The 26,269-nt window shown below is 42.6% G+C and carries 25 protein-coding genes; 12 read left to right on the top strand and 13 right to left on the bottom strand.

From position 1 onward, the window contains the following. Positions 1 to 266: 266 nt before the first annotated feature. Positions 267 to 776: an IS200/IS605 family transposase gene (gene tnpA / locus HFD85_RS01065; protein WP_206081826.1), complete on the top strand. Its 510-nt coding sequence runs from the start codon at positions 267 to 269 to the stop codon at positions 774 to 776. 308 nt (positions 777 to 1,084) lie between these two features. Here tnpA and scpA read toward each other — a convergent pair whose 3' ends face one another. From scpA to HFD85_RS01020, 9 genes are all read right to left on the bottom strand, one after another. Next, positions 1,085 to 3,241: a methylmalonyl-CoA mutase gene (gene scpA, locus HFD85_RS01060; RefSeq protein ID WP_167604751.1), complete on the bottom strand. Its 2,157-nt coding sequence runs from the start codon at positions 3,239 to 3,241 to the stop codon at positions 1,085 to 1,087. An 89-nt stretch (positions 3,242 to 3,330) separates the two neighbouring features. Continuing rightward, positions 3,331 to 5,193 (bottom strand): methylmalonyl-CoA mutase family protein, encoded by a 1,863-nt coding sequence (locus tag HFD85_RS01055; protein ID WP_167604750.1) that lies wholly within the window; start codon positions 5,191 to 5,193, stop codon positions 3,331 to 3,333. A 270-nt stretch (positions 5,194 to 5,463) separates the two neighbouring features. Continuing rightward, the gene (gene dsrP / locus HFD85_RS01050) at positions 5,464 to 6,711 is read right to left on the bottom strand and encodes a sulfate reduction electron transfer complex DsrMKJOP subunit DsrP (protein ID WP_167604749.1); all 1,248 of its coding nucleotides are present in this window, start codon (positions 6,709 to 6,711) and stop codon (positions 5,464 to 5,466) included. 63 nt (positions 6,712 to 6,774) lie between these two features. Beyond that, positions 6,775 to 7,665 (bottom strand): 4Fe-4S dicluster domain-containing protein, encoded by an 891-nt coding sequence (locus HFD85_RS01045; protein WP_206081825.1) that lies wholly within the window; start codon positions 7,663 to 7,665, stop codon positions 6,775 to 6,777. Next, a complete protein-coding gene (locus HFD85_RS01040; protein WP_206081824.1) occupies positions 7,652 to 8,266 on the bottom strand; it encodes a cytochrome c3 family protein in 615 nt (204 codons plus the stop codon). The genes HFD85_RS01045 and HFD85_RS01040 overlap by 14 nt, the downstream gene beginning before the upstream one ends. Before the next feature lie 66 nt (positions 8,267 to 8,332). Beyond that, positions 8,333 to 9,985 (bottom strand): hypothetical protein, encoded by a 1,653-nt coding sequence (locus HFD85_RS01035; protein ID WP_167604747.1) that lies wholly within the window; start codon positions 9,983 to 9,985, stop codon positions 8,333 to 8,335. A 74-nt stretch (positions 9,986 to 10,059) separates the two neighbouring features. Beyond that, a complete protein-coding gene (gene nrfD, locus HFD85_RS01030) occupies positions 10,060 to 11,238 on the bottom strand; it encodes an NrfD/PsrC family molybdoenzyme membrane anchor subunit (RefSeq protein WP_167604746.1) in 1,179 nt (392 codons plus the stop codon). A 1-nt stretch (position 11,239) separates the two neighbouring features. Continuing rightward, positions 11,240 to 12,010 (bottom strand): 4Fe-4S dicluster domain-containing protein, encoded by a 771-nt coding sequence (locus HFD85_RS01025; protein ID WP_206081823.1) that lies wholly within the window; start codon positions 12,008 to 12,010, stop codon positions 11,240 to 11,242. Further along, on the bottom strand, positions 11,992 to 12,450 hold the full coding sequence (locus tag HFD85_RS01020; RefSeq protein ID WP_167604745.1) for a cytochrome c3 family protein: 459 nt from the start codon (positions 12,448 to 12,450) through the stop codon (positions 11,992 to 11,994). The genes HFD85_RS01025 and HFD85_RS01020 overlap by 19 nt, the downstream gene beginning before the upstream one ends. Before the next feature lie 398 nt (positions 12,451 to 12,848). Here HFD85_RS01020 and HFD85_RS01015 point away from each other — a divergent pair, with 398 nt between their 5' ends. The 4 genes from HFD85_RS01015 to HFD85_RS01000 all read left to right on the top strand — a co-directional run bounded on the left by HFD85_RS01015 (position 12,849) and on the right by HFD85_RS01000 (position 16,154). Then, positions 12,849 to 13,799, top strand: a complete 951-nt coding sequence (locus HFD85_RS01015) for a fasciclin domain-containing protein (protein WP_240924996.1) — start codon at positions 12,849 to 12,851, stop codon at positions 13,797 to 13,799. A gap of 89 nt (positions 13,800 to 13,888) precedes the next feature. After that, positions 13,889 to 14,386, top strand: coding sequence for a fasciclin domain-containing protein (locus HFD85_RS01010; RefSeq protein ID WP_206081822.1), 498 nt, complete (start codon positions 13,889 to 13,891; stop codon positions 14,384 to 14,386). 207 nt (positions 14,387 to 14,593) lie between these two features. Beyond that, the gene (locus HFD85_RS01005) at positions 14,594 to 15,481 is read left to right on the top strand and encodes a MerR family transcriptional regulator (protein WP_167604744.1); all 888 of its coding nucleotides are present in this window, start codon (positions 14,594 to 14,596) and stop codon (positions 15,479 to 15,481) included. A gap of 172 nt (positions 15,482 to 15,653) precedes the next feature. Beyond that, positions 15,654 to 16,154: a hypothetical protein gene (locus HFD85_RS01000; protein ID WP_167604743.1), complete on the top strand. Its 501-nt coding sequence runs from the start codon at positions 15,654 to 15,656 to the stop codon at positions 16,152 to 16,154. A gap of 111 nt (positions 16,155 to 16,265) precedes the next feature. Here HFD85_RS01000 and HFD85_RS00995 read toward each other — a convergent pair whose 3' ends face one another. From HFD85_RS00995 to HFD85_RS00985, 3 genes are all read right to left on the bottom strand, one after another. Then, the gene (locus HFD85_RS00995; protein WP_167604742.1) at positions 16,266 to 16,724 is read right to left on the bottom strand and encodes a GNAT family N-acetyltransferase; all 459 of its coding nucleotides are present in this window, start codon (positions 16,722 to 16,724) and stop codon (positions 16,266 to 16,268) included. Positions 16,725 to 16,742: 18 nt separating this feature from the next. Continuing rightward, entirely contained in the window at positions 16,743 to 18,776 is a 2,034-nt protein-coding gene (metG, locus tag HFD85_RS00990) for a methionine--tRNA ligase (protein WP_167604741.1), read from the bottom strand. 90 nt (positions 18,777 to 18,866) lie between these two features. Then, on the bottom strand, positions 18,867 to 20,465 hold the full coding sequence (locus tag HFD85_RS00985; protein ID WP_167604740.1) for a hypothetical protein: 1,599 nt from the start codon (positions 20,463 to 20,465) through the stop codon (positions 18,867 to 18,869). A gap of 99 nt (positions 20,466 to 20,564) precedes the next feature. Here HFD85_RS00985 and HFD85_RS00980 point away from each other — a divergent pair, with 99 nt between their 5' ends. The 7 genes from HFD85_RS00980 to HFD85_RS00950 all read left to right on the top strand — a co-directional run bounded on the left by HFD85_RS00980 (position 20,565) and on the right by HFD85_RS00950 (position 25,693). Then, complete coding sequence (locus tag HFD85_RS00980) at positions 20,565 to 21,218, top strand: HAD hydrolase-like protein (RefSeq protein ID WP_167604739.1); 654 nt, start codon at positions 20,565 to 20,567, stop codon at positions 21,216 to 21,218. 25 nt (positions 21,219 to 21,243) lie between these two features. Next, positions 21,244 to 22,461 (top strand): alpha/beta hydrolase family protein, encoded by a 1,218-nt coding sequence (locus HFD85_RS00975; protein ID WP_167604738.1) that lies wholly within the window; start codon positions 21,244 to 21,246, stop codon positions 22,459 to 22,461. A gap of 9 nt (positions 22,462 to 22,470) precedes the next feature. Then, positions 22,471 to 23,376, top strand: coding sequence for a S66 peptidase family protein (locus HFD85_RS00970; protein ID WP_167604737.1), 906 nt, complete (start codon positions 22,471 to 22,473; stop codon positions 23,374 to 23,376). Positions 23,377 to 23,520: 144 nt separating this feature from the next. After that, the gene (locus tag HFD85_RS00965) at positions 23,521 to 23,883 is read left to right on the top strand and encodes a YraN family protein (RefSeq protein WP_167604736.1); all 363 of its coding nucleotides are present in this window, start codon (positions 23,521 to 23,523) and stop codon (positions 23,881 to 23,883) included. A gap of 165 nt (positions 23,884 to 24,048) precedes the next feature. Continuing rightward, entirely contained in the window at positions 24,049 to 24,399 is a 351-nt protein-coding gene (locus tag HFD85_RS00960) for an MmcQ/YjbR family DNA-binding protein (protein WP_167604735.1), read from the top strand. 2 nt (positions 24,400 to 24,401) lie between these two features. Next, entirely contained in the window at positions 24,402 to 25,487 is a 1,086-nt protein-coding gene (locus HFD85_RS00955; RefSeq protein ID WP_167604734.1) for a C1 family peptidase, read from the top strand. After that, the gene (locus HFD85_RS00950) at positions 25,487 to 25,693 is read left to right on the top strand and encodes an RNA-binding S4 domain-containing protein (RefSeq protein WP_167604733.1); all 207 of its coding nucleotides are present in this window, start codon (positions 25,487 to 25,489) and stop codon (positions 25,691 to 25,693) included. The genes HFD85_RS00955 and HFD85_RS00950 overlap by 1 nt, the downstream gene beginning before the upstream one ends. 4 nt (positions 25,694 to 25,697) lie before the next feature. Here the strand turns inward: HFD85_RS00950 and HFD85_RS00945 are convergent, their stop codons facing one another. After that, complete coding sequence (locus HFD85_RS00945; RefSeq protein ID WP_167604732.1) at positions 25,698 to 26,105, bottom strand: hypothetical protein; 408 nt, start codon at positions 26,103 to 26,105, stop codon at positions 25,698 to 25,700. Positions 26,106 to 26,269 lie beyond the last annotated feature (164 nt).

The following is a 26,269-nucleotide window of genomic DNA, read 5'->3' as shown; positions in this document are numbered from 1 at the left end:
ATGGCACATCGAACCCGTACCGGGTTCTTTCGCATCAAGCTTTCGCTTGCTGCTATTATAATCAAATCCGTACCGGATTTTCTTCCGAACAACGGATTTGCCTTCAGACAAAAACATGCAACCCGGTATGAACTTTTTTCTTTTTCCGAATCCGGAACGCAGTATGTGTTCGATTTTTGTAGCAATGTCGTCAAGCATTACCAACAACACGGTTCGGGTTGGCTTCTAATAGCATAAATTATTCACGGTGGAAACCACAACCCGGTATGGGTTGGATAAAATCACCTGTTTTTCTTACCTTTAAAAGAAAAATGACACCCGGAACATTCACACAAATCTATCTGCATTTTGTATTTGCAGTTAAATTCAGAGAAGCACTTTTACAGCCCGAACAACAAAAGGAAGTATTCCCGTTTATAGCCGGGTTGATCAATTCGATGGGACACAGAAGTTTTGAAGTAAACGGCATGCCCGATCATGTACATGTTTTTATGAGTTTCTCGCCAGCCAAATCTCCTTCGGAAACAATTAAAGAGATCAAACGAGCGTCGTCCAATTTTATCAATGATAAAAAGTGGTTTCCCGGAAAGTTTCAGTGGCAAAATGGTTATGCGTGTTTTTCGTACAGTAAATCGCAGGTAGATACTGTTGTTAATTATATCCAGAATCAAAAAGAACACCATTATAAAACAACGTTTCAGGAAGAATACCTCGCTTTTTTTAAAAAGTTTGAGGTTGATTATGACGATCGGTTCTTATTTGAATTTTTCGATTGATTTGCGGGCCGGTGGTATATCGAACCCGTACCGGGTTCTTTCGCATCAAACATACGTTTGCTGCTATTATAATCAAATCCGTACCGGATTTTTATCGGAAACGACAGATTCTCATACCAACACAAAACATGCAACTCGTACAAATTTTTTCTTTTTCCAAATCCTGAACGCAGTATGCGTTCGATTTTAGTAGCAATGTTGACAAACATTGCCAACAACCCGGTACGGGTTGGATAAAAAAAGCCGGTCCCAAACGGAACCGGCTTTCAGTATATAGCGACTTCTACTATGAGTTTCGCATTTAAAGATTAGTCTTCTTTGTAGGCTTCGATTAAAATCTCGAGGATTTTTTTACCGGCACCTGCCACGCTGGTACCCGGGCCAAAAATGGCAACCGCACCTGCGTCGTACAAGTACTGGTAATCCTGTGCCGGAATTACACCACCGCAAATTACCATGATGTCGTCGCGACCAAGTTTTTTCAGTTCTTCGATAATCGCAGGAACCAACGTTTTGTGTCCTGCAGCCAGCGAAGAAACACCTACCACATGTACGTCGTTTTCAACGGCTTGCTTGGCAGCTTCTTCCGGAGTCTGGAACAGCGGTCCCATGTCTACGTCGAAACCAAGGTCGGCGTAACCGGTAGCAACCACTTTTGCACCACGGTCGTGTCCGTCCTGACCCATTTTTGCGATCATGATACGAGGCTGGCGACCTTCCATTTCGGCAAATTGTTTGGCCAGTTCCTGAGCTTCTTTAAACTCTGATTTATCTTTAGCTTCTGACTTGTACACGCCTTCAATCGTTCTGATTACTGCTTTATAACGGCCTACTATTTTTTCGCAGGCGTCTGAAATTTCACCCAAAGATGCACGTTTTTTCGCAGCTTCGATCGATAACTCCAGCAAATTACCTAAGCCGGTTTCAACGGCTTTGGTGATGGCTGCCAGCGCTTCCTGAACTTCAGCTTCGTTACGTTCGGCACGCAGTTTATTCAAACGCTCGATCTGTGATGCACGAACCGCAGTGTTGTCGATATCCAGAATATCAATCGGATCTTCTTTCTCAAGACGGTATTTGTTGATACCTACGATGGTTTGTGAACCACCGTCGATTCTACCCTGAGCACGTGCTGCAGCTTCTTCGATACGCATTTTCGGTACACCGGTTTCGATGGCTTTTGCCATACCGCCCAGTTTTTCCACTTCTTCGATCAGCGCCCAGGCTTTTTGAGCCAATTCGTGTGTCAGTGCTTCAACATAGTACGAACCTGCCCACGGGTCAGCCGAACGACAAATTTCAGTTTCCTGCTGAATATATAACTGTGTGTTACGTGCAATACGCGCCGAGAAATCGGTTGGCAATGCAATCGCCTCATCCAGTGCGTTGGTGTGCAAACTCTGGGTGTGTCCCAGTGCTGCAGCCATCGCTTCAATTGCAGTACGTCCTACGTTGTTGAACGGATCCTGCTCGGTCAGCGACCATCCTGAAGTTTGCGAGTGTGTGCGCAGCGCCATCGATTTTGGGTTTTTCGGATTGAACTGTTTCACCAGTTTCGCCCAGATCATACGAGCAGCACGCATTTTTGCGATCTCCATGAAGTGGTTCATACCAATTGCCCAGAAGAACGACAAACGTGGTGCAAACGCATCGATATCCAAACCTGCTTTCACTCCGGTGCGAAGGTAATCCAGACCGTCGGCCAGCGTGTACGCCATTTCAATGTCGGCAGTTGCACCGGCTTCCTGCATATGGTAACCCGAAATCGAAATCGAGTTGAATTTCGGCATGTTCTTCGAAGTAAATTCGAAAATATCTGCGATGATCTTCATCGAGAATTCCGGCGGGTAAATGTAAGTGTTACGCACCATGAATTCTTTCAGAATATCGTTCTGAATTGTTCCTGAAAGCTGTTCCAGGGTAGCACCTTGTTCCAGACCGGTTACAATGTAGAATGCCATTACCGGAAGCACGGCTCCGTTCATGGTCATCGACACCGACATTTTATCGAGCGGGATCTGGTCGAAGAGGATCTTCATATCCAGAATCGAATCGATTGCCACACCGGCTTTACCAACGTCTCCGATCACACGTGGGTGATCTGAGTCGTATCCGCGGTGAGTTGCAAGGTCGAATGCCACTGACAAACCTTTCTGACCGGCCGCAAGGTTACGACGGTAGAAAGCGTTTGATTCTTCAGCAGTGGAAAAACCCGCGTACTGACGGATAGTCCAGGGCTGCATGGCATACATGGCAGAATATGGTCCGCGAAGGTATGGTGCCAAACCTGCTGCGTAGTTCAGGTGCTCCATTCCTTCAAGGTCTTCCTTGGTGTAAACCGGTTTCACCGGAATCTGTTCCGGTGTCATCCAGTCTTTTTTGATATTGTTCTTTGCAGCCCATTCGGTCAGATCTTTCTGCGCCGCCGCTGCTTTTATATTTACGTCTTTAAAATTCGGTTTCATCTTGACTTGATTTTTGATCCTCGATACTCGATGTTAGATATTTGATGCTTGATCGAGAATCCAGTATCCAATATCCAGGATCATGTGATTTAGATTCCAAGTTTGCTTTGATACGACTTTAAATCTTCCAGAATGTTGCTCTTCACGTGAATGAAATTGGTAATTCCTTTTTCTTTCAGCTCGTCCATGCAGGCAGGAGCACCGGCAACAACCAGGATTTCTCCATCCAGCTGTTCAGCAACTTTTGGAGCGATTTCAGCATATTCTTCATCAGAACTACAAACCACAACGATGTCGGCTCCGGCAGCTTTTGCTGCGGCAACACCTTCTTCAACCGTTGCAAATCCGTTGTTATCTACAACATCAAAACCGGCTACGGCAAAGAAGTTGCAGCTAAACTGGGCGCGTGCCTTACGGAAAGCGAGGCTACCCATGGTCAGCATGAAAGCCAGCGGACGTTTGTTTTCCTGGGCGTACATATCGGTTGTATAACGCAGTGCTTCGAAAGCCTGTGATTCGCGGTAAGGTTTCAAAGTTTCCACTTCGGCACCTTCGGCAGTCAAATCAATCGGCTCGAAAAGTGAACCATCGAAACCCGGTTTCATTTTCTCGGTGAAATTCGGGAATTGGTTTGTTCCCAGAATATTGTCGCGACGTTGAGCAACACGCTTATCGCGTTCGGCGGCCATCGCTTTAATTTCAGACTGAACAAATCCTGCTTTGAAAGCAGCAATAAAACCACCTAAGTCCTGAACAGCGAGGAACAGTTTCCATGCCTCATCAGCAATCGACTCAGTCAGTGTTTCGATGTAGTATGAACCTGCTGACGGGTCTGCAATCTTGTTCAGGTGCGATTCTTCCTGTAACAGAATTTGCTGGTTGCGAGCGATTCTTTCCGAAAACTCGGTAGTTTCTTCGTAAACCGCGTTGAAAGGAAGAACAGTCAGCGAGTGTGCACCGCCCAAAGCAGCAGACATGGCTTCGGTTTGTGTACGAAGCATGTTCACATACGGATCGTAAATTGTCTTGTTGTAACGGTTGGTTTCGCTGTGAACGATCATTTTAGCCGAACACTTGCATTCCGGTCCGTAAGCTTCCACAATCTTCGACCACAATAAACGACCGGCACGCAACTTGGCAATTTCCATGAAGTAGTTGTTTCCAACTCCCATGTTGAACTTAATTGCTTTTGCAGCATCGTCGATCGAAACACCTGCTTCGGTCAAACCTGTTAAATACTCGGCACCCTGTGCCAGCGCAAATGCCAGTTCCTGAACAATTGAAGCACCGCTGTTGGCAAAGAATTTACCATGAACAGCTATGGTTCTGAAATTTGGAACAGCCTTGGCTTTTTCTACAACAGCCTTAAGTTTTGTAACTGCATCACTGGCAATTATACCTTGCAGTACAAAAGTACCTATCGGGTCAGTTGCTGTTGACGCTACCACATTTTTGTTATCCCAACTGCCTGCCGAAACATGATCGACAAACAATTCAGCCAGGTTACAGTCATCGCTTGGACAAACCAGATTTACTTCAGCTGCTTCCAGACAAATGTCTTTCAGCAACACAGCCAGGTTTTCTTTAGTAACTGCACAACAGTCGCTAAACAAGAAACCGAGCGAAGTAGCTCCTTTACCCAAAATAGTGAGCGCCTTTTTATTGGCTGCCTCGAAATCTGTTACAAAAATGTTTTGACGGATCAACCAGTTGTTACTGGTTTTATTGTTTCCCCGCACGTATGGAAATTCTCCCGGTAAGCTTTCCAGGTACTCTTTCCCGGCAAGGTTTTCCTGACGGTAATACGGACGCACGCTAAATCCTTCGTAAGTCTTCCAAACCAGTGCGCGCTCGTAGTCTTTGCCTTTTAAATCGGCATTAATTTTTGCTTCCCACTCCTCTGTAGAAACAGGGCTAAAATCAGCGAAAAGCTTTTTATCTTTTTCTGCCATGTTGAAAGTTGTTTTTTGAAAATCGTGCCGCAAAATTAAGGCTTTTAGCAGATTGAGTGCCTGGAAGCCTGTTGTTTTTGACAAATGTTAAGAAAAATCATGTTTCCGGAAAATCAATTTAAGGTTCTCTTAATCTTTCGTGCCATGAGAATTAGAACCGGGTCTTTCAATCCTTTATTCTTTTGTTGAATCCCAGTTACAAAATTGATAATTCATTTTAATTCCTTACCACTATAAATTTGTTGCGAACGAAGAAATAAACTTATTCTTTTACGTTTCGGGTTGAATGTTCATACCTCTTTTCTGAAAGCTTATTGAATCAATGCTATAGTTCTCAAAAATAATGGCGATGGCGATTTTTACCACAAAGGTAAAGAGTAACGATCCCAACGAAAAGATCATTGCTGCAGTCCTGATTTCGGTCATTGATGGAGTATAAACATAAATTTGGCCCAAAACATCAGGAGTAAATCCGGGGATTATCAGCGCAATACCCTTTTCAACATATACACTGGCATAAATAGCTACTGCGCCGATGTTTAGTGTTACAAAATTTTTCCGCGTTTTCGGTATCAGAAAAAGAATAAATGCAAGACAACCCAAACTGATCGACAACCAGCTATATGGCACTATTTCCTTATTCTCGCCAATTCCGAAGAGTAAATACTTCCAGTACAACAAATGCTGAGTGCCGGAATAAAATTCTTTAAAGAGTTCAGCAATTGTAAAAAACAGATAGATAAACATTGCATACACCATCAGTTCAGCGATTCTCCATATTGCTTCGTCCTTGATCTCGAAGTGAGTCATTTTCCTAAGAATCTGAAACAATATCAATAAAATAGCAGGCCCCGAACAAAAGGCCGATGCCAGAAAACGAGGTGCCAGCAAAGCGCTGTTCCAGAATGGTCGGGCCGGTAAGGCATTGTAAAGAAAAGCTGTAACTGTATGAATGCCCACCGCCATAGGTATGCTGATAAAAACGATGGTCAGTACCATCTTTTTCCTGTATTCCTTTTTGTAAAAAATTGAGTATAACAGATGCGACACAACTACAAAATTGATGATCAAATAGGCCAGGAGAAAAAAGAAGTCCCAGGAAAGCATGGAGTAAGGAAAATTCATCGTACCCAAAACAGGTAACATATGCCAGAATCTCAATGGGTTTCCGATATCGACCACGATAAACGCGATACACATAATAACCGCACAAACCGCCAGCAATTCTCCAAATATTACAATCTCTTTAATGGGTTTCCAGTTGTAAATATAAGCCGGAATCACCAGCATAATGGCTGCAGCTGCCACACCAACCAGAAAGGTAAAATTACCTATATAAAAAGCCCATGAAACCGAATCCCTCATATGAGTGGTTATCAGACCATCCCTAAGTTGATTGGCGTAACCTAATCCGCCCCAAACAATTAGAATCAGCAAAAAGAGTAACCACGCATAATATGTTTTCGATCCTTTAAAAATCAGTCGGATACTGCCTTTTATAAAATAGATAAAATTCATTGGTAACGGTTTTTAGTTTTAAAACATGACCTCAATGCGTAATCCCTGCGTGGAAATATAAAATCACACTCCGAAGAAATAGTAAAATTTGGGTTGAGTATTCAATTCTTCTTTTAGGACCAGAACCCTTTTATTATCAAGTATATATCTAATTTCGCTGTCCGGATCAAGCAGGTTCCCGAATTTACGGGCACCTACCGGGCAGATTTCAACACAGGACGGATATTTTCCTGCTCTCACTCGTTGAATGCAGAAAGTACACTTTTCCACCACACCTTTCATTCTTGGCCGATTTCCGAGATAGTGAGTTTCTGTATTTATTTCCTCTTCCGGGATTTCCGGTTTTGCCCAATTGAAATGTCGTGCCCCGTAAGGACAAGCCGCCATGCAGTACCTGCAACCGATACACCAGTTGTAATCCACCACGACAATCCCGTCGGGTTCCTGCCAAGTTGCTTTTACCGGACAGACGGTTGTACACTGCGGTGTGCGGCATTGCTGACATTGAACAGGTAGGTAGAAATGTCCTTCTTCGGGAACGGTTTCCGGATCATAATGAACATCGGAATGCGCAAAGTCGATACCTCTCTCCTTATCCATTTGCAGCACCTGAATCCAGTGAATTTGTGGTTCACGCGATTGGTTGTTCTCTTCAACACAGGCATAAACACACCTTCTGCACCCAATACATCTCGATACATCCAGAGCATATCCAAATAAAGTTCCATCGATTGCTGCTTTATCAGAAACATGAAAATCCTTTTGATACTTTTCTTTGTATTCGGCTTCCAGTTCTGCAATAAGCTCCTTTTTTTCTTCTTCAGACAAAGTCCTGAAATTCTTTTGAAAGAACTTTTCCAACTCTTTTAGTGTGCACCCTGAAAGGGCAAGCGCAGAAGCAGAAGCCAGTGAAATATTTTTAAGGAAGGACCTCCTTGATTTATTCTTTTCCATCTTCCTCGGTTTTCGGTTCATAAATATGAATATCCTCTTGCCTGACAGGAGGCGGTTCCGGCATCAATGCTTTAAATCGGGGAGAGTGTGGATTATGGCAATGCACACAAAGGAGGTATTCTTTTTTACCGTTCCAGTATCCCGTTCTTTTGCCATGTACCCCAACTTTCCAGTCTCTTAGTTTTTCGCCATGGCATTGTCCGCAGAGCTTATAGGATTCCTCAAAAGAAAGTAGTTTTCCGCTGGCCAGTCTCAACGAATCCCGATTGTTCATATCATGACAATCGAGGCACCAACGGTTTTCACTGTCATGATCGAAAATGGCGCTGATGTCGTCATGAAAATCAACCAATTCCCTTCTGTTAGGATTAGGTTCGATATCAGTATGACAATCGTTGCAGGGGTAAATTCCTTCGGTAAAGGGAGGTGCTTCGACAGCCATCTCTGTTAAATCGCCATTTTTATGAACAACAACTCCTTCTTCCAATACTGAATCAGACTGATTCCATCCGGTATTGGATGCTGTATGTGAACAACTCCAAAAAACGAAAGCAAGCAAGAGCGCAGGGAATATTAATTTATATCCGGTTTGTCTGTACATTTTCATCATTTTATATCGATTACGATCCGGCGTTTAAAAATGTTAGCGCCGGGAAACAGATTGAACTTATTCCTTTTTCTTTACCAGGTATTTTGTATACATGATTGAAACTGTAATAGAAATAATGGCAAGCCCGAGGAATACAAGAACCCGGTACCCGATATTTACACTTGCCATGTCGAAAAAAATCAGGCGGATTGCCGAAACAATCATTGTTGCAATAGCCAGCCATCGGTATTTGATGTTTTTGATAAGAAGGCTCATTAAAAAGAACATTATTCCTGCAAAAATCCACGAGGCGGTAATGTATGAAGGAGGTGAAACATGGTAGAACGCAACAAGTGTCATGGCAAATCCTGCTACCAGGTAGATATCGCGTACAAATTCAGTTTTAATGTTCAATCTCTCTTTTTTCCAGTTGATTATTCGTGCTGATATAAAAGCCACCAACATGTAGGCGAAATTGGTCAGGTCGTTAAACGACTTCGACTGAATGAAAAAGATTAATAGTACCAGGAAGAGAATAGTATTCATGATAATCATGAAACGTGACCGGAACCATAGGGCAAAGGAAACCACAAGCAAGCTTTGCAGCGCAAAAAGTCCGTATGATTTTGGTAGTCCCAAAATGCCGAAAATAGCTACACTCAATGCCAGAAATCCGTACAAGACGTACATGGATGCGATGATCTTTATTTGGGATCTCAGTTTCAGAATGACTGCCCATAAAATACAAAGCACAGTAATCGCTGAAAATATCGGTACGTAATTCTCTGCAAAATAGGTGACAACAATTGCCGCCAGCAGAATGGTGAAACCAATTCCGTTCCAAATGATAGAGGAGATAATAAATTCGTTGGAGACTTCTTCTCTTTTTGGAATCAGAGCAAGAATTGAAAAAATAAATCCGGTGGCAATAAAATAAACGTATCCGCTTCCCGGTGAGGCAATAAATTCCGGGTTATGCCCCATAAAAGGATCGTTCAGCAGCCAGGTTAAATGGGTCAGATAAATGATGAATATGAAGGCAAAAGTAAGCTTTATCCATCCAAACCGATAATACAGGAATACAGCCAGTACTGCCGTAATAGCCGCAACACCGGATACAACACCCACAACGTCATAAAAGACACATGCTGCAACCAACATTAGTAATGAAAGAACTGCTGTAAACTGCGATTCTTTTCGGAAAGCGATGTAAAGCATTCCCGCCGAAACAACTAACGGCAAAATAAAACCCAGTATTTTATTTTGAATAAGCGGAGTTTCCTGAAAAAAATGGAGTCGAAGCGTAAAGAAATACAATAAAAAATGGCCGTTAAATACCAGTAGTTTTGAAAGAACCGAAAGCGATTTTCGGGTGTAATAGGAAGAAACATAAACCAAGGCAACGGAACAAAATCCTACTGCTGCGGCCGTTAATGAACTTCCTGAATTTTGCAGGTAATTAACAAGAAAGATTAATCCAAAAAACAATACGATATTTCCTATCCAGGCCATTCCATATTCTCCAATGCCATATTCGATGGACCCTTTGGATTGAAACGGGAATTTAATGTCGATAGCTTCTTCTTCGGGAAGTTCACTTTTGCCGGGCACAACACGCTGACCTTTCAATTGTACCAGCAAACTTTCGACTTTTGCCAATCTATCGGTCAGTGCATCCAAATCTTTCCTGAGGGCTTCCAGTTCGGGTAAATTTGTTTTCTCTTCATTCATGATGCATTTGTTTAAAATTCAACATCATTTAAAATAACCACCACTGGAAAAGTAGACTCAGTTTGTCGGTGCCTTTATCCCAGTTGCTTTTTCCAGGGAGGTAATAACCAGAGTAATAATGAAAGAATCATAAAGGGCAGGATCATCCAGAATAGTGCCATCCAAAATCCTTCCAAACCAACCATTCCTAATTTAAAGCTGGTAAATCCAAGGAAACTCTTTGAAAAGAGCTGCCCTCCTATAACTACATTCCACCGCATGAAAAAGACTCCGAAAAGGACAAGCGAACTTGCCAGAAAATACAGGGGTTTCCGTACTTTTTCTTCCGGAAGGGATATTCTGAAAAAACCTAGTATCAGTAATGGGATTACAGTTCCCATTAGTCCCTGGAAAATTAAAAGTGTATAGGTTAATTTTCCTGTTACCAGTAAGTGTAAAATTTCAAAAGACTCTTCGGCTTCGTAAATCCGGTGAACCTGGTCGAGCGATTCAAGCGTGAAATCAAGAATCAAAACCAGAAACAAAAATTTGCCAATTTCGTCGAGACAGGCCATGTCGATCTTTACTTTTCGAATACGGGAGATGACCATATACATAAACATAACCAGCGCAATACCTGAAACCATTGCCGACAACAGAAAAATAACCGGCATCATTACAGTTGACCACCATGGATTAGCTTTGATCGAGCCAAATATAAAACCAACATATCCGTGCAAAAGGAACGCAGAAGGAACTCCGATAACAGTGATGATGTAGCCGAGTTTTTCATCCCACTCGAGGGCTTTTGGAGAAATGTCGGTTACGCCAAGCGTCAGTATCTTATATATCCTTCGTTTAATTCCTGTTGATTGTTGCGACCAAATAACAAGGTCGCGGCGATAATCAAACCAAATTTCCAGTAAAAGAACTGCCATGAGGTACCACAAATACACAAAGCCGAAAATGGCCATCGCGGATGAAAAGTGCGGCGTCATAAGGATCTCGTAGGCTCGTAAAGGGTGCCCCAGGTGTGAAATCAATGGTAACCCGGCTACCAATAAAAATGCCAAAGCCGTTAAAAGTGCCAGATGATAAGTTGGGCGAAGGACTTTTACTTTAAAAACACGCTCGAGTGAGGCCAGGATAAATGCACCTGCAACCAAACCTGTAATGTAAGGATAGAGGACAATAAGAATTCCCCATTGAAGCGCTATCTCGTTCGGATAAATATACCCATCCACTTGATTCAGAATATCATATAAATGTTCCATATTATCGCACCTCCGAACTTAATCCGTTATAAAATAGTTTAGAACCAGTATTCAAATGGGGTTTTAAAATCTGGCAATTATGCTCCTTCAGAAATTTGTACAATTCTCCTTCCGTATCGTTTAAATCTCCGTAAATCCTCGCATGTGTAGGACAAACCTCCATGCATGCCGGCTGTAATCCCTTGGTAATTCGATGATAACACAGCGTGCATTTATCGGCTGTTTTGGTCTCGGGATGTAAGTACCGGCAACCGTAAGGACAAGCCTGAACACAATAGCTGCAACCCATACAATATTTTTCATCAACCAGGGCGATTCCTTCCGGACTTTCATAGGTTGCACCAACCGGGCAAACCTGTGTACAGGGTGATTTTGCGCAGTGATTGCACATTTTCGGCACAAAAAAAGTCTTATAGATCTCTTCATCAGGCACTGATTGTGTAAAACCATCGATACCACCGTTGGGTGACTCAACCTTAATGGTGCCATCGGTTCTAATGGTGTATTGTTCCACCCACGACCTGAAATAAAAAGGTTCCTGTGAAATATCATTTTCCAGTTTACAGGCTTTGGCACACATTCCGCATCCAATGCATTTTTCAATATCAATTCCAATCCCGTACCAGGGTTTGCTTGGATCTTCTGGCTTTCCGGTAGCAAAAATCACTGCCGAAAATGGTTTTAATGCCGATGTTGCCAGAATAGTTCCGGCAAGTGCAGCTGTTCTTTTTATAAAATTCCGCCGTGAATCTTTCATTCTTTTATCTCCCATACCGCATGTGGATTATGACAATCAGTACAATTTTCCTTTTCAGGATGATGCTCTACTACATCAACCTGAATAACATTTTCCAGCTTACGTGCAGCATTTACAGCGTGGCATCGGCCACAAAATATTCTGCTGCCATCTTTCACCAGAAATTCCTTTACATCGTAGTCATCGGCATGTTTGGCATTGGGACCGTGACAAATTTCGCACGACAGACCAGCGTGCTGATCCGATTCAAGCATTTCAGCTTCGGTATCATGACACTCAATACACACGCTTTTCCCGGCATAATGGATGGGAAGAACTGCGATCTCATCCATTGAATCGGCACGATAGTGGCCATACTTTCCAAAAGATTCAGGGATGAGAAAATGACGTGCGATTAAAAAAAGCAGAATAAACAATGCGAAAAGGGGGAGCAGTGTTTTTAACTGAACCGGCATAGTCTAGTTTAATTAGTTGTATTTTCTAAATTTAGAGATATAATCCGCTCAAAAATACTCCTTAGCCTTGACAAATGTCAATCCAAATGAAGACATAATACAGATAATCAACTACTTAACATAAGCATCTTATTAGATTCAACTTGCAATTATCCGTGAAAGAAATGAAAACAATAAAGTATTTCAATCTTAACTAAATTGAAGCTCCATTTGTTCTATTAACATTTTTTAACTTTATAATTAAAGTGCTTATTTAATAGGCTTTTGAGGTAATGAATTATTTTTTGTTTACTTTTTTAAATTGTTTTTTAAACATTATTTGTTTAGCCTTGTTCTAGTAAACGTCAAACATTATTTAAGACAAAACAATTAAAATAAGTAACGATTAAAAGCTACAAATGATGAAAACAATTGAATTTAATAAGAACCTGAGAACGAGATTTCTAATTCCGGTTTTGATGCTTGTACTGGCGGTAGGTTTTACTGCTTGCGACAACGATGATGACGATATGATGCCGGAAGAGACGAACACGATCGCGGATATTGCAATAGCAAATCCCGACTTTTCTGTTTTGGTTGAAGCGCTAACGAAAGCTAACCTGGTTGGTGCGGTTTCGGATAAAGGGGCACAATTGACTGTTTTTGCGCCTACCAACGATGCTTTCAATGCGCTTCTTTCTGACTTAGGCGCCGGTTCGCTGAATGATGTTCCAACAGAAACACTAAAGAGCATTTTGCTCTACCATGTTATAGGCAGCAAAGCAATGTCGGGCGATCTGGAAACCGGTTACTATCCTACCTTGTCCACTTTCAGTAACAACCCAATGGATGTTTATGTCAGTGTGAACAACGGTGTAAGCATCAACAGCAATACAATGGTAACCGCTGCAGACATTGAGGCAGATAACGGAGTGATCCATGTGGTTGATCATGTTATCCTGCCGCCATCGGTAGTGAATTTAGCCATAGACAATCCGAACTTCAGCATTTTGGTTAGTGCTGTGGTAAAAGCCGGTCTGGCTGATGCCCTGAGTGCCGCTGGACCATTTACTGTATTTGCGCCAACCAACGATGCCTTCGAAGCTCTTTTTCAGGAACTTGGAGTTTCCGGAATTGCTGACCTTACGGCAGAACAGCTTACGCCTATTCTACTGTATCACGTGGTTCAGGGAAATGTATTATCAACCGATCTTTCAAATGGAGAAGTTGGTACACTTAGCGGATCAAAAACGGTTTCCGTTGATTTATCATCAGGTGTAAAAATTAACGACAGCAATGTTATAGCGGCAGACATACAGGGAGCAAACGGAGTTATACACGTAATCGACAAGGTTCTCCTACCACAATAATAATGCACAACCACGGCATTGCAAATTTGTAATGCTGTGGTTTCTGGAAAACACTTTAAATAATAATAAATCCATAAAAAAATTGAACAATGAAAACAATGAAAAGTATTTTAGCCACCGTGCTGGCAGTAATTTTAGTAACCGGAGTTTCGCTCCATAGTATTGCCAAAGACGGAAACAATTCATCAACTGTAGTTGAGATTGCTGTTTCGAATCCCGATTTCTCGACACTGGTTGAGGCTGTAACAAAAGCTGATCTTGCAGGTGCATTGAGTGCAGACGGGCCATTCACGGTTTTCGCGCCGACCAACGAAGCATTCAGCAAGCTATTTAAACAGCTCGGAGTTAAGGGGATTGAAGATTTGAGTGCCGAACAACTGACTCCAATTTTAACCTATCATGTGGTAAGCGGAGAAGTAATGTCGAGTGATTTAACAAACACTTCAGTAGCTACATTAAACGGGAAGAAAATTAAAATTGATTTGTCGAATGGAGTTCACATCAACGACAGCGAAGTAATTAAAGCAGATATTAAGGGAAAGAACGGAGTTATTCATGTAATCGACAAAGTATTAATTCCGGAGTAATAAAAACACGTCATGACTTTTTTAGAAAAAAGGATTCCTCCTAGAATCCTTTTTTCAATTACACATCACTCATTAAATCAATTTATTAGTTACACTTAATAAATTTCTGTTTAATTTTACACGTAATATGATTGAACAATTTATCGATTTCCGCATTTAAGTATTCTAACCTATGATATACTGTTAAAAACAGATAAGTTTAAACAAATGAAAGAGTCAGGATATTCAATAAAAGACCTTGAGGTTCTATCGGGCATAAAAATGCATACAATACGCATTTGGGAAAAGCGTTACAGCCTGCTGAATCCGCATCGAACGGATACTAACATCCGCTGGTACGACGACAGCGACCTGAAACGCCTGCTTAATATCTCAATGCTGACAAAAAATGGCTTTAAGATTTCAAAAATTGCCGGCTGGGATGATGCTGAATTAAGAGATAAAGTACTAAAAATATCGGAAGACAAAAGTTCTGATTCGGATTACCTCGAGCGCTTTATGTTGCTCATGGTGGACATGAACACCCAGGGTTTTGAAGATCTTATAGATGAGATCCTTCAAAAGAACGATATCGAGGAAGCTTTTTTCGACGTCTTTTTTGCCCTCTTTGAGCGGGTTGGAACCTACTGGCAGGTGGGTTCGATTTTCCCTGCACAGGAACACTTTGTTACCAACCTGTTCCGGCAGAAGCTGATTACAGCTATCGATCAGCTTAAAGTAGATCGAAAAAGAGGCTCTACCATGCTCTTTTTTACCCACGAAGAAGAATTGCACGAAATGGGTCTTTTGTTTTATTCTTATCTGGCAAAAAAACGTGGTTTCGATATTTTTTACCTTGGTCAGTCAGTTCCCTTCGACGATCTTCAAAAAATAAGTGAGTTGAAAACCATCGATTTTGCGTTTACCGCATTCACCAATTCCATTCCAAAAGAAGAGCTCGAAAACTACCTTGTACAACTCAAAGATTGTTTTCCGAAACAAAAAATCTTTGTAACAGGCCGCCAGATTCAAATTCACTCTCCTGCTCTGCCGCGCAATGTAAAATCGGTTAAAGACTTCCGCGAGTTTCAAAAATTCCTTGGAACCACCTATTAATAAATGCCTTAACAGCAACAAAAACCAGCTTTTTCAACACGAGCACACCATTTCGTGTAAAAACCACACAACACAATATGTTAATAAATGTCAAAAGACATTGATGATGCATTACCCCCTTATTTATTCTTTCTAAAATTCATAAATTGCATCTCGAAAGCGAAAAAGGAAGATGGAAAAACTTAGTTGGACGAAAGAAATATTTGGGTCGAAACTCGAAATTTCGCAGGGCAATGAAAAAATCGGGAGCATCAACTGGGAAAGTATGGTAAGCTCGAAAGCACAGGCAATTATTAACGGCCGTTTGTTTACGCTGAACCGTGAGTTTTTTCTTTCGAAACTCGAGATCTACGACTCCAACGGCCAGTCTCTGCTGGGCACCATTATGATCAATTTTTTAAATCCCCGCAGCGATATCCTTATCAACGGAAAACGGTTTGAACTTGAGATTAAAAACTTCTGGCAGTCGAAGTGGTCGTGGAAATTTGATGGAATCGACATTATTACCTACACGTCGCACGAATTCATTACCAAAGACAAAGGCACCATCGATTTGGCCACGCCAATTACCGACGAGGTGGAGATACTCATCCTGCTCGGACTATTTGTGCGTAACCAGTTTATTTTACTGATGTTGCTTGCGCTGCTGGTTGTTCTGGTGGTGGTAATCTAAAACTAAAAACCGCTTCTGCGTACAGAAACGGTTTAATATAGTAATACAGGCACCTACCCGTTTTAACACGGCAAGAGAACCTGTGGAAAAGCACCAACGCTATGTTGGCGCTTATTTTTTGTTCAATAATTTTTCGAAACAAACGCTATTCTCCATCCCCACATATTGCCCGTAATTCGGGATCTGCTGATATCCGTTTTTCGTGTACAAACGAATGGCATCCGGAAGACGTTTGCCGGTTTCGAGAACACATTTCGACAAGGCCAATTCCTGTGTCCAGGTTTCGAGCTCTGTTAATACCCTGCCCGCTATTCCTTTTCCGCGGTAAGCTTCCAGGGTAAACATTCGTTTCACCTCCATCGAATCAGCATCAAAAGCTTTAATGGCACCGCAGGAAACCGGTTTTTCGTCAACATAAGCAACCACAACATGCCGGATGTCTTCGATCTGGTTGAACTGGTTGTAAAATTCATGTTCGCGACCATCCATAATGGCCAGAAAAGCATTTAGTTCTGCCACCAAACTCACAAAATCTTTATCCTTCGAATTTGTTCTTTTGATGCTTACCATAACGAATTCCGCTTAAACCTATCGAACTTCTGATCCGTTTTTCACCTTGTCAACAGGCGAAACAAATTTCAACGATCCGTCGGCATCTTCAGCCATCAGGATCATTCCCTGAGATTCAATTCCACGAATTTTGCGTGGCTCCAGGTTCACAAGAATCGACACTTGTTTCCCAATAATATTTTCGGGTTGATAATATTCTGCAATTCCCGAAACTACAGTTCGTTGGTCGATTCCTGTATCGATTTTCAGTTTCAGCAGCTTCTTGGTTTTTGGCACCAACTCGGCTTCAAGAATAGTTCCGGTGCGGATATCCATTTTCATGAAATCGTCGAACGAACAATTTTCTTTGGCCGGTTTTGCCACAGCATTTGCAGCATCGTTGGCTTTTTTAGTATCCAGCAGTTTCTGTATCTGAGCATCGATGGTAGCATCTTCAATTTTTTCGAATAGCAGTTCGGGCTTGTTAACCTGATGACCAACCGGCAACAATTCGGTGCTTCCAAAATGCTCCCAATCCATTTTCCCGAGGTTCAGGAATCCACGCAGTTTATCCATACTGAAAGGCAGGAATGGTTCCAAACAAATCGTCAGGTTCGCGGTAATCTGCAAACAGATGTTCATGATGGTATTCACGCGCTCCGGATCTGTTTTTACCACCTTCCAGGGCTCTTCGTCAGCCAGGTACTTATTACCCAAACGAGCCAGGTCCATTGCATTTTTCAGCGATTCGCGAATCCTGAAATTATCGATACTTTTTTCAACCTCAGCTTTGATTTTTCCGATCTCAGCCAGCGCCTCCTTGTCATAATCGCTTAACTCGCCAAGAGCAGGCACTGCACCATCGTAGTATTTGTTGGTAAGCACCAGTGCGCGGTTTACAAAATTACCGAGTATGGCAACCAACTCGTTATTATTTCTGGCCTGAAAATCCTTCCAGGTAAAATCGTTATCCTTGGTTTCCGGAGCATTCGCAGTAAGTACATATTTCAATACGTCTTCTTTGCCGGGGAATTCTTCGAGGTATTCGTGTAACCAAACTGCCCAGTTCCGCGAAGTAGAAATTTTATCGCTCTCCAGGTTCAGAAACTCGTTGGCAGGTACATTCTCCGGCAGGTTGAAGGTACCTTCAGCTTTCAGCATACTCGGGAAAATAATACAGTGGAAAACGATGTTGTCCTTGCCGATAAAATGCAACATACGTGTTTCAGGATCTTTCCAGTAGGTTTCCCAATCTTCAGTTAGTTCTTTGGTAGCCGAAATGTAACCAATTGGGGCATCGAACCAAACGTAAAGCACTTTTCCGTCGGTTCCTTCCACCGGAACCGGCACACCCCAATCCAGGTCGCGTGTAACTGCACGCGGTTGCAAACCGCCGTCGATCCACGATTTCACCTGACCGTACACATTCGGCTTCCATTCCTGGTGTCCTTCCAGAATCCACTCGCGCAGCCATGGTTCGTACTGATCGAGCGGCAGGTACCAGTGTTTTGTTTCCTTTAAAACCGGCTGGTTTCCGCTGATGGTTGAGGTTGGATTGATCAACTCAGTTGGGCTGAGTGAAGTTCCGCAACTTTCACACTGGTCGCCGTATGCTTTTTCGAAACCACATTTCGGACAGGTACCGATAATGTAGCGATCGGCGAGAAATTGTTTATTTTCTTCGTCGAAATATTGTTCTGAAGTCTGTTCAATAAATTTGCCTTCGTCGTAGAGTTTTTTGAAAAATTCACTCGCAGTTTCGTGATGAATCGGCGCACTTGTACGCGAGTAAACATCGAACGAAATACCAAATTTCTCGAATGAGTCTTTGATGATACCGTGGTAACGATCAACAATATCCTGTGGCGTTACACCTTCGTTTTTGGCTTTCAGCGTAATTGGCACACCGTGCTCGTCAGAGCCACCAATCATGATTACGTCTTCATTTTTTAGCCGCAAATAACGGGCATAAATATCGGCAGGAACATAAACTCCGGCCAGGTGACCAATATGAATCGGGCCATTTGCATAAGGCAATGCCGTGGTAATCAATGTACGTTTGAACTTACTCATTCTGAAATATTTGAAATTTTCTTACTCTTGAAATCAGGGCTGCAAAGATAGTTGTTTTTCAGAATGCTAACAAAGACAATTTACAGAGAGTTAAAAGGACCTATTTTGAGTGGTTTCCTGGTCAACCGGTGTATTTCCGTAAAAGAAGAATTCCTCCGTATTTCCTATAATAATATCACCGCTTCTACCGTCGGGTGCCCATCCCATTGCGTACGGGCCATCGTATCCGGAGTACCCGTTTTTACCATTCGGCTCACCATATCCACCATTGCCACCGCGGCCGCCATCACCTCCACTTCCGTTGGAGCCGCCACTACCGCCTTTACTATTGGCAACGATCAGGTTTTTATAAATCATTGCATCGTTGGTGAAATACAGGAAAATGTTACCGCCCCAACCTCCGGGTCCTCCTAAACCGCCTGCACCACCGTCACCACCGTGTCCTCCTTTTTCACCCGGCTTCTGATGTCTTTCCTGAACCTGATAAGTTTCCTTCACATCGCGATAAACGGTTATGGTTTCCGTAACGGTTTCTTCATATTCTTCCTCCTGTCCTGTCCGTGTTGGTCTTCTCTTTTTTACTTTTCGGGTAACTGTTTCGGAGAAAGGTTTGCGTACAGTCCTGGTTTTTGTGACAGTTTTGTACCAAACTTCTCCGTCGGCACCACGCCCACCATTACCACCGTCGCCGCCATTCCCTCCACTGCCGCCGCTGCCACCTTTCGAACTTACAGAAAACTTTCCGCCATCAACATTAATCAGGTATTTGAATGCTTCGCCAGTATTGAAATTTTCGGCATACACATACAGCAGTTGGCATTCCAGCAACGAATCGTAATACATATCCGCCCAAACGCCTACATCCGGGCCATCGTATCCCGGAGCACCGTTTTGTCCGTTTCCGCCCGAAGAACCATTTCCTCCCATAAAACCATCGCGGCCATCGCTTCCGCTAAAACCACTACCTCCCGAATTCCCGAAAAAATCAAGAGAATAGTTGTGTTTGTAATCGAGCTCAAAAAATGAACTTCCCCACAAACTTTTATCTTGTTCGGCATTAATGGCTATTCCAACACGGTGTCCGGAAATCTGCTCAAAATCGGGTTCAATCTGAAATTTCCCTTTTTCAAGTTTAACTCCGTCAAAGACAAAACGTGCTTCAAAATTCTTCGAATTGTAACGATGAACTCGTTCGGATACCTGAATTCCGTTGTTGAAAGTACTTACTACCTCTCCCGTAAAAAAACAACCCGGGGCTTTATCGAAACCGTAATCGGCAACAAAATCAATATTAGTCTCGTAATTGAGCGGAATAAGTATTTTTTGCGCTTTTTCGGGTTCGCGTTTCGGCCAGACTTTGATACTTATATATTTGCCCATTGCCGGAGCAAGTTGCGGATTTACAGTTATTTTCGCGCCGGAAATATCACCACCAATTATTTCGGTATTGTATTTCCACCAAAACACGGATCCTCCCGGCAATCCAAAAGTTGATTTTGTTTTTCCCTTTTTATGAAACGAGATGATCCCGATTTTAAACGACTCGCCAGGTAACACCAGTTGATTTTTATCAAACACAATTTGAATGGAATCGATTTTTCCAGAAAATATTCCGGCAGATGCCTTTTCTGAGTAAAATCCAGTGACCAGCAAAAATATTATCGAAAGATTTAAGTAATGTTTTTTCATGGCTACATGTTTACTGGTTTTCGATATTAACATAAAATCAAAAACTGTTCCGAAATTGTAATTATGTTGCGGATGCTTTAACTTCGCGTTTTTCAGATTATGACACAATTCACGCATATAATTTTCGACCTCGACGGAACCCTGACCGACAACACTCAGGGAATCATCAACTCGCTGAAATATTCGCTAAACAAAATGCACATCGATGATTATCCTGAAAACCTGCTCGATGGATTCATAGGGCCGCCGCTGCAATGGGGTTTTAGCCAACTTTTTGGTCTGAACGTAAGAGACACTAAAATAGCAGTGGAGTATTTCAGGGAATTTTATGGCGAGAATGGCTGGCACCAAAATGTTCCCTACGACGGTGTTCTTGAAATGATTGCCGAACTCGACCGGCTGGGTAAAAAAATGTACATCGCCACATCGAAACTCGAGAAATATGCCGTTCAGATTATGGAATATTTCGAAATGGATAAATACATTATTCAATTGAAAGGCGCCGATTACGGAGGGGAAAAAGCCACAAAAACTCAGATTATTACCGACTTAATGACAATGCAACAACTTTCACCTTCTCCGGAGATCGTTATGATTGGCGATACTGTTTTCGATATTGAAGGAGGAAAAGCAAACAATCTTTCCACCATTGCCGTATCTTACGGTTTTGGAAAACCCGAAGAATTGCGTAATGCGTCACCTGATTTTTTTGCAGAAGATATAGAAGAACTGTACGAGATTTTATCGGCATAAAAACAGAAACACAAAGGAAAGAAATATGTTAAAGCGATTTTTTATACTTGGAATCACCACAATTGCGCTAGCTGCCTGTATTAACAAGAATCCAGAAAATTCAAAGAACATTCGGAATCTGAAAACCTTTCTGGCTGAAGATCCGGGCAGAATTTCGGAGCTGGGCAAGCATATTTCGGAAGACGAAAGTAAGTTGGCAGCACAGTTGATCAATGAACATCTCAAAGCCGAATTCAAAAAGGAATATGAAAGCGAGTGGCAAAATGAAACCTTGATTCTAGGCGACCATCAACTTAAATTCAAGTATAAAAAGTTTGGCGAAAAACCGCCCGAAGGCTGGAGTTTGTACATTTCGATGCATGGAGGCGGTAATGCGCCGGCTGAAGTAAACGACCAGCAGTGGGGGAATCAGCAAAAATTATACGAACCCGAAGAGGGAATCTATATGGCTCCGCGCGCACCTACCAACACCTGGAACCTCTGGCACCAGGAACATATCGATGCTTTTTTTGCCCTATTCATTCAGCTGTCCAATGTTTTTGAAGACATCAATACTAACCGGGTTTATCTCACCGGATATTCGGCAGGTGGCGACGGTACCTACCAGCTTGCACCACGTATGGCCGACTGGTTTGCCGCAGCCGCCATGATGGCCGGGCACCCGAACGACGCATCACCGCTGGGATTGCGAAACCTTCCTTTCGATATTCAAATGGGTGCCGAAGATGCCGCCTACAACAGAAATAATATTGCTGCACAGTGGGGCGAAATGCTGGATAGTTTGCAGGAAAACGATCCGCACGGTTATGTGCACGATGTGCAGATTCACGAAGGCATGGGGCACTGGATGGAAAAAAAAGATACCGTTGCCATTGAATGGATGGCGCAGTTCGAGCGGGTTGCTTACCCCGATAAAGTGGTTTGGAAACAAAGTGGTGTTACGCACTCGCGTTTCTACTGGCTGGAAGTTCCGAAGGAAGAAGCTGTGAAAGATGCCGAAATCATTGCCAGTATTGATGGACAAACGATTACCATTGAAAAAGCTGATCAAATTCATGAACTCCTTATTTTGCTCAACGATAAAATGCTTGATCCGGACCAAAATGTCAAGGTGCTCTACAAAGACAAAGTTCTTTACGATGCAGTTCCTACACGTAACATAGCCAGTATTTGGAAATCGCTCGACCAGCGCAACGATCTGAACCAGTACTTTTCTGCCGAAATAGCATTAACTTTAAATTAAACGAATGCCATGATCACACCGTCACCATTACAACCCGGGCTGAAAATCCGTATAGTTTCACCGGCTGGCAAAATTGCCCGTGAACATGTGATCCCCGCAGTAGAATGGCTTGAAAATGCCGGATACACTGTTGAATTAGGGAAACACGTTTTTGCCGAACATTATCAGTTTGCCGGTACCGACGAGCAACGTTTGGAAGACCTGCAGGAAGCACTCGACGATCCCGATTGTGCCGCAATTATTTGTTCGCGTGGTGGCTACGGCACAGTTCGGATTATTGACGAGCTGAACTTTTCAAATTTCATTGAATACCCGAAATGGTTGGTGGGTTTTAGCGACATCACCATTTTGCATTGCTGCCTTAATAATTATCAAATTCCCAGCATTCACGGTGCCATGCCCCGCTATTTTTTCAACGACGAAGGAGCACCAAATGAGAACCTGACTTCGCTGATGCAAGTGCTTACCGAAAACACGGCATCCTACGAAATAACAAGCAACGAATTCAACAGACAAGGTAAAGTAAAAGCCGAACTAATTGGCGGAAACCTGTCGATTGTGAGCAGTTTGCAAGGTACATTTTACGATCTCGATACCGAAGGTAAGATCCTGTTTCTGGAAGATATTGATGAGTTTCTGTACCACACCGACCGGATGATCCATCAATTAAAACTAAGCGGGAAACTGGATAACCTGGCCGGACTGATCATCGGCGATTTCACCGACATGAAAGACAATGAATCTCCATTCGGACAGTCGGTCCATGAAATTATTGCTGATGCAGTAAGTGATTTAACTTACCCTGTTTGCTTCGGATTACCCGCCGGTCACGACAAGCTGAACCTGGCGCTGATGTTTGGTCGCGAATGGGAAATGGAGGTTCATGAGAAAGGAACAATTTTGAGATTGATGTAGATTAATGCAGATTGAAAGAAGATTGAGTAAGATTGACTGCGTTCGAACTTTGCCTTTACACCATTTACTTCTACCTTGAACCTGCCCAAATGAATTCGTTTAGTTGGGTTTTGAACACTGAACTTTAAACTCTAAACTAATAGCATGGTTAGCACCCGCGAACTTGGAGAAATAGCAGAAGGACTGGCACAACAGCACCTTGTAAAACTGGGTTACGAAATTGTTGCTACCAACTGGTACTACGGACACCTCGAACTCGATATTCTTGCCATGGACGGCGAAGAACTGGTAATTGTTGAGGTAAAAGCCCGGTCCGGACTTCGTTACGAACATCCTTCGGAGGCGGTTACCAACACCAAAATAAAACGCATTGTTGAAGCTGCCGATGCCTACATCATCGAAAACGATCTGGATATTGACACCCGTTTCGACATAATTACTGTCATTTTTTTTAAACAAGGACACGAGCTCGAACATTTCAAGGATGCATTTTACCCAACCATGTAAATCCCCGGATTATATCAACGCAATCGCCCTTCTTCAGCTCTTCCCACAAGCGGAGATGCCGTACAAAATGAGGTAGCGGGGTAAAGAACAATTCTGTTGTATATTTCGTTTCTCCTTTTGTTTTCACGCCGAATCTGTTACTTTTATCTTTTCAGAATTATCGAAATGAACGTTGAAGAACTAAGAGAATATTGCATTGCAAAAAAAGCCGTAACCGAAGGTTTTCCATTCGATGAAACCACACTGGTTTTCAAGGTTATGAATAAAATGTTTTGCCTGCTTAGTCTCGACGAATCGAAGATAAGTTTAAAAAACGATCCGGAGAAAAACATTGAACTCCGGGCACATTATCCCGCCATAACACAAGGTTACCATTTGAACAAACAACACTGGAATACCATTATTTTAGATGGAACGGTACCTCCTGCCCTTCTTGGCAAAATGATCGACGAATCATACGAAATGATCGTAAAAAGTCTGCCGCGAAAGGTCCAGGAAGAATATAAAAATCTATAAAAATGAAGAAGTTATTATTGCTGTCGGCCATTTTAATAATTTTCTCAGGCGTGAACTACGCCCAGGATGCAGCTGAAAAAGAACAATTTACCATCGTCAAGGAATTGCCACATACCGCTGTTATCGATCAGGGTAGTACCGGTACCTGCTGGAGTTTTGCAACTACCAGTTTCCTGGAGTCTGAAATTCTACGTAAAGGATTTCCTGAAACTCGTTTGTCGATGATGTACTCTGTTTATTATGCTTATCTAAACAAGGCTTCCGACTACCTGCTTTTTCAAGGCAATAACAACTTTGGTCAGGGTGGTCAGGCACACGATGTAATGAACGTGGTTCGCGAACATGGCGTTTCAACCTACGAAGCCTTTCCCGGTAACATGGTTGACGATGAATACAAACACCGCGAGTTGGTCGCCCAATTACAACAAGAAGTAAAAGAACTGAACAAAAAGCGCGAGAATTTTGATGCTTCCGACCTGTCTTCGCTGGAACCTATTCTAAAAAAACAACTCGGGAAATTGCCTAAACAGATCAAATACGAAGACTCGAAATACACACCACTTGAATTGCGTGATAAGCTGGGTATAAATCCTGATGATTACGTGGAGTTGACTTCTTTTAGCCACCATGCGTATTACCAGCCTTTTGTTTTGGAAGTGCCCGACAACTGGTCGCACGACCTGTATTACAACTTACCAATCGATGAGTTGATGGAAGTAATGTATTATTCATTGAACCAAGGCTACACCGTTTGCTGGGATGGCGACACCAGCGAAAAAACGTTCAGGCATAAAAATGGAAAAGCTGATTTGCCTCAAAAACAAATTGGTAAGGTTGACCAGGAAATGCGTCAGGAAACGTTCTACAGGCGAACAACAACCGATGATCACCTGATGCATTTTGTTGGATTATCGAAAGAAGCCGGTGGCAGAGATTGCTTTTACACTAAAAACTCGTGGGGTGTCGACAGCAACGACTACGAAGGCTACCTCCACCTTACTGATGATTATGTGCGCCTGAAAACCATTGCCATCCTGGTTCATAAAGATGCGATTCCGGATGCAATAAAAACTAAACTTGGATTGTAATGCGCGAATTTAATCTTACCGATGATTATATCGAACTGGTAAAACTCCTGAAGCTTTTAAGAATAGCTCAAACCGGCGGGCACGCAAAAATAATTGTGGAAGATGGTGAAGTTATCCGCAATGGCGAAACCGAATACCGAAAACGGGCAAAACTGGTAAAAGGAGATGTGATTGAAGTGATGGGCAAAACCATCAAACTGGTTTGACCTGTTACTGGGAAACTTCAGCAAAAAGTAACATGGCTTCCTGGCGAAGGATTTGTGGCAACTGCAACTGTCGACGCTCGATACTCAAGAGCCACATTCTAATTTCATCGTCTTTGAGTGTATAGAGAACTTCGCGGAATTCGTCGATTTGTTCGTCGGTGTAGGCATCGGCAGCAATTCCACGAAAGCGGTCCAGTTCTTCATCTTCGTAATAAACAATCTCTTCCGGATTCTTCAACATCTCTTCAAATTCGCAAACCTCGTGCGCACCACAGCAATCGGTAGGGATTTCAATTTTATCCTCTTCCTCTTGTTCCGCTTCTTTGCTTTTTCCTGAAAATTTATTGCTGATCCAGGTGGCAAGTGCAACCACCGCTCCAAATGCTAAAAGAATTAAGAGTATAACTTTCATGGTCTTTCTGTCGTTTTTCTATCTCCTCAACAATCGAAAAATGTTTTTGATCACGGCTCTTCGATTTTCGGGCGCACAAATGTAACGGAAATTTTAAACGAAGCAATACCAAGCGGCTATTTGCCTGATAATGTTACTGTTTTGTTCAGTATCTATTGAAATAA

Source organism: Maribellus sediminis (assembly GCF_011799805.1).
Taxonomy (GTDB): Bacteria; Bacteroidota; Bacteroidia; order Bacteroidales; family Prolixibacteraceae; genus Draconibacterium; species Draconibacterium sediminis_A.
This window is presented reverse-complemented; position numbering and strand designations above follow the sequence as displayed.

Excerpts from the sequence above, each read along its gene's own strand:
- HFD85_RS01045 (WP_206081825.1), bottom strand. The coding sequence starts at position 7,665 with ATGGAAAAGAATAAATCAAGGAGGTCCTTCCTTAAAAATATTTCACTG.
- HFD85_RS00955 (WP_167604734.1), top strand. The coding sequence starts at position 24,402 with ATGAAGAAGTTATTATTGCTGTCGGCCATTTTAATAATTTTCTCAGGC.
- HFD85_RS01020 (WP_167604745.1), bottom strand. The coding sequence starts at position 12,450 with ATGCCGGTTCAGTTAAAAACACTGCTCCCCCTTTTCGCATTGTTTATT.
- HFD85_RS01040 (WP_206081824.1), bottom strand. The coding sequence starts at position 8,266 with ATGTACAGACAAACCGGATATAAATTAATATTCCCTGCGCTCTTGCTT.
- HFD85_RS01025 (WP_206081823.1), bottom strand. The coding sequence starts at position 12,010 with ATGGGAGATAAAAGAATGAAAGATTCACGGCGGAATTTTATAAAAAGA.
- nrfD (WP_167604746.1), bottom strand. The coding sequence starts at position 11,238 with ATGGAACATTTATATGATATTCTGAATCAAGTGGATGGGTATATTTAT.
- HFD85_RS00985 (WP_167604740.1), bottom strand. The coding sequence starts at position 20,465 with ATGAAAAAACATTACTTAAATCTTTCGATAATATTTTTGCTGGTCACT.
- HFD85_RS00950 (WP_167604733.1), top strand. The coding sequence starts at position 25,487 with ATGCGCGAATTTAATCTTACCGATGATTATATCGAACTGGTAAAACTC.
- HFD85_RS01010 (WP_206081822.1), top strand. The coding sequence starts at position 13,889 with ATGAAAACAATGAAAAGTATTTTAGCCACCGTGCTGGCAGTAATTTTA.
- HFD85_RS00960 (WP_167604735.1), top strand. The coding sequence starts at position 24,049 with ATGAACGTTGAAGAACTAAGAGAATATTGCATTGCAAAAAAAGCCGTA.
- HFD85_RS01015 (WP_240924996.1), top strand. The coding sequence starts at position 12,849 with ATGATGAAAACAATTGAATTTAATAAGAACCTGAGAACGAGATTTCTA.
- HFD85_RS01035 (WP_167604747.1), bottom strand. The coding sequence starts at position 9,985 with ATGAATGAAGAGAAAACAAATTTACCCGAACTGGAAGCCCTCAGGAAA.
- HFD85_RS00970 (WP_167604737.1), top strand. The coding sequence starts at position 22,471 with ATGATCACACCGTCACCATTACAACCCGGGCTGAAAATCCGTATAGTT.
- scpA (WP_167604751.1), bottom strand. The coding sequence starts at position 3,241 with ATGAAACCGAATTTTAAAGACGTAAATATAAAAGCAGCGGCGGCGCAG.
- HFD85_RS00965 (WP_167604736.1), top strand. The coding sequence starts at position 23,521 with ATGGTTAGCACCCGCGAACTTGGAGAAATAGCAGAAGGACTGGCACAA.
- HFD85_RS01005 (WP_167604744.1), top strand. The coding sequence starts at position 14,594 with ATGAAAGAGTCAGGATATTCAATAAAAGACCTTGAGGTTCTATCGGGC.
- metG (WP_167604741.1), bottom strand. The coding sequence starts at position 18,776 with ATGAGTAAGTTCAAACGTACATTGATTACCACGGCATTGCCTTATGCA.
- HFD85_RS00945 (WP_167604732.1), bottom strand. The coding sequence starts at position 26,105 with ATGAAAGTTATACTCTTAATTCTTTTAGCATTTGGAGCGGTGGTTGCA.
- dsrP (WP_167604749.1), bottom strand. The coding sequence starts at position 6,711 with ATGAATTTTATCTATTTTATAAAAGGCAGTATCCGACTGATTTTTAAA.
- HFD85_RS00995 (WP_167604742.1), bottom strand. The coding sequence starts at position 16,724 with ATGGTAAGCATCAAAAGAACAAATTCGAAGGATAAAGATTTTGTGAGT.
- HFD85_RS01055 (WP_167604750.1), bottom strand. The coding sequence starts at position 5,193 with ATGGCAGAAAAAGATAAAAAGCTTTTCGCTGATTTTAGCCCTGTTTCT.
- HFD85_RS00975 (WP_167604738.1), top strand. The coding sequence starts at position 21,244 with ATGTTAAAGCGATTTTTTATACTTGGAATCACCACAATTGCGCTAGCT.
- tnpA (WP_206081826.1), top strand. The coding sequence starts at position 267 with ATGGGTTGGATAAAATCACCTGTTTTTCTTACCTTTAAAAGAAAAATG.
- HFD85_RS01000 (WP_167604743.1), top strand. The coding sequence starts at position 15,654 with ATGGAAAAACTTAGTTGGACGAAAGAAATATTTGGGTCGAAACTCGAA.
- HFD85_RS00980 (WP_167604739.1), top strand. The coding sequence starts at position 20,565 with ATGACACAATTCACGCATATAATTTTCGACCTCGACGGAACCCTGACC.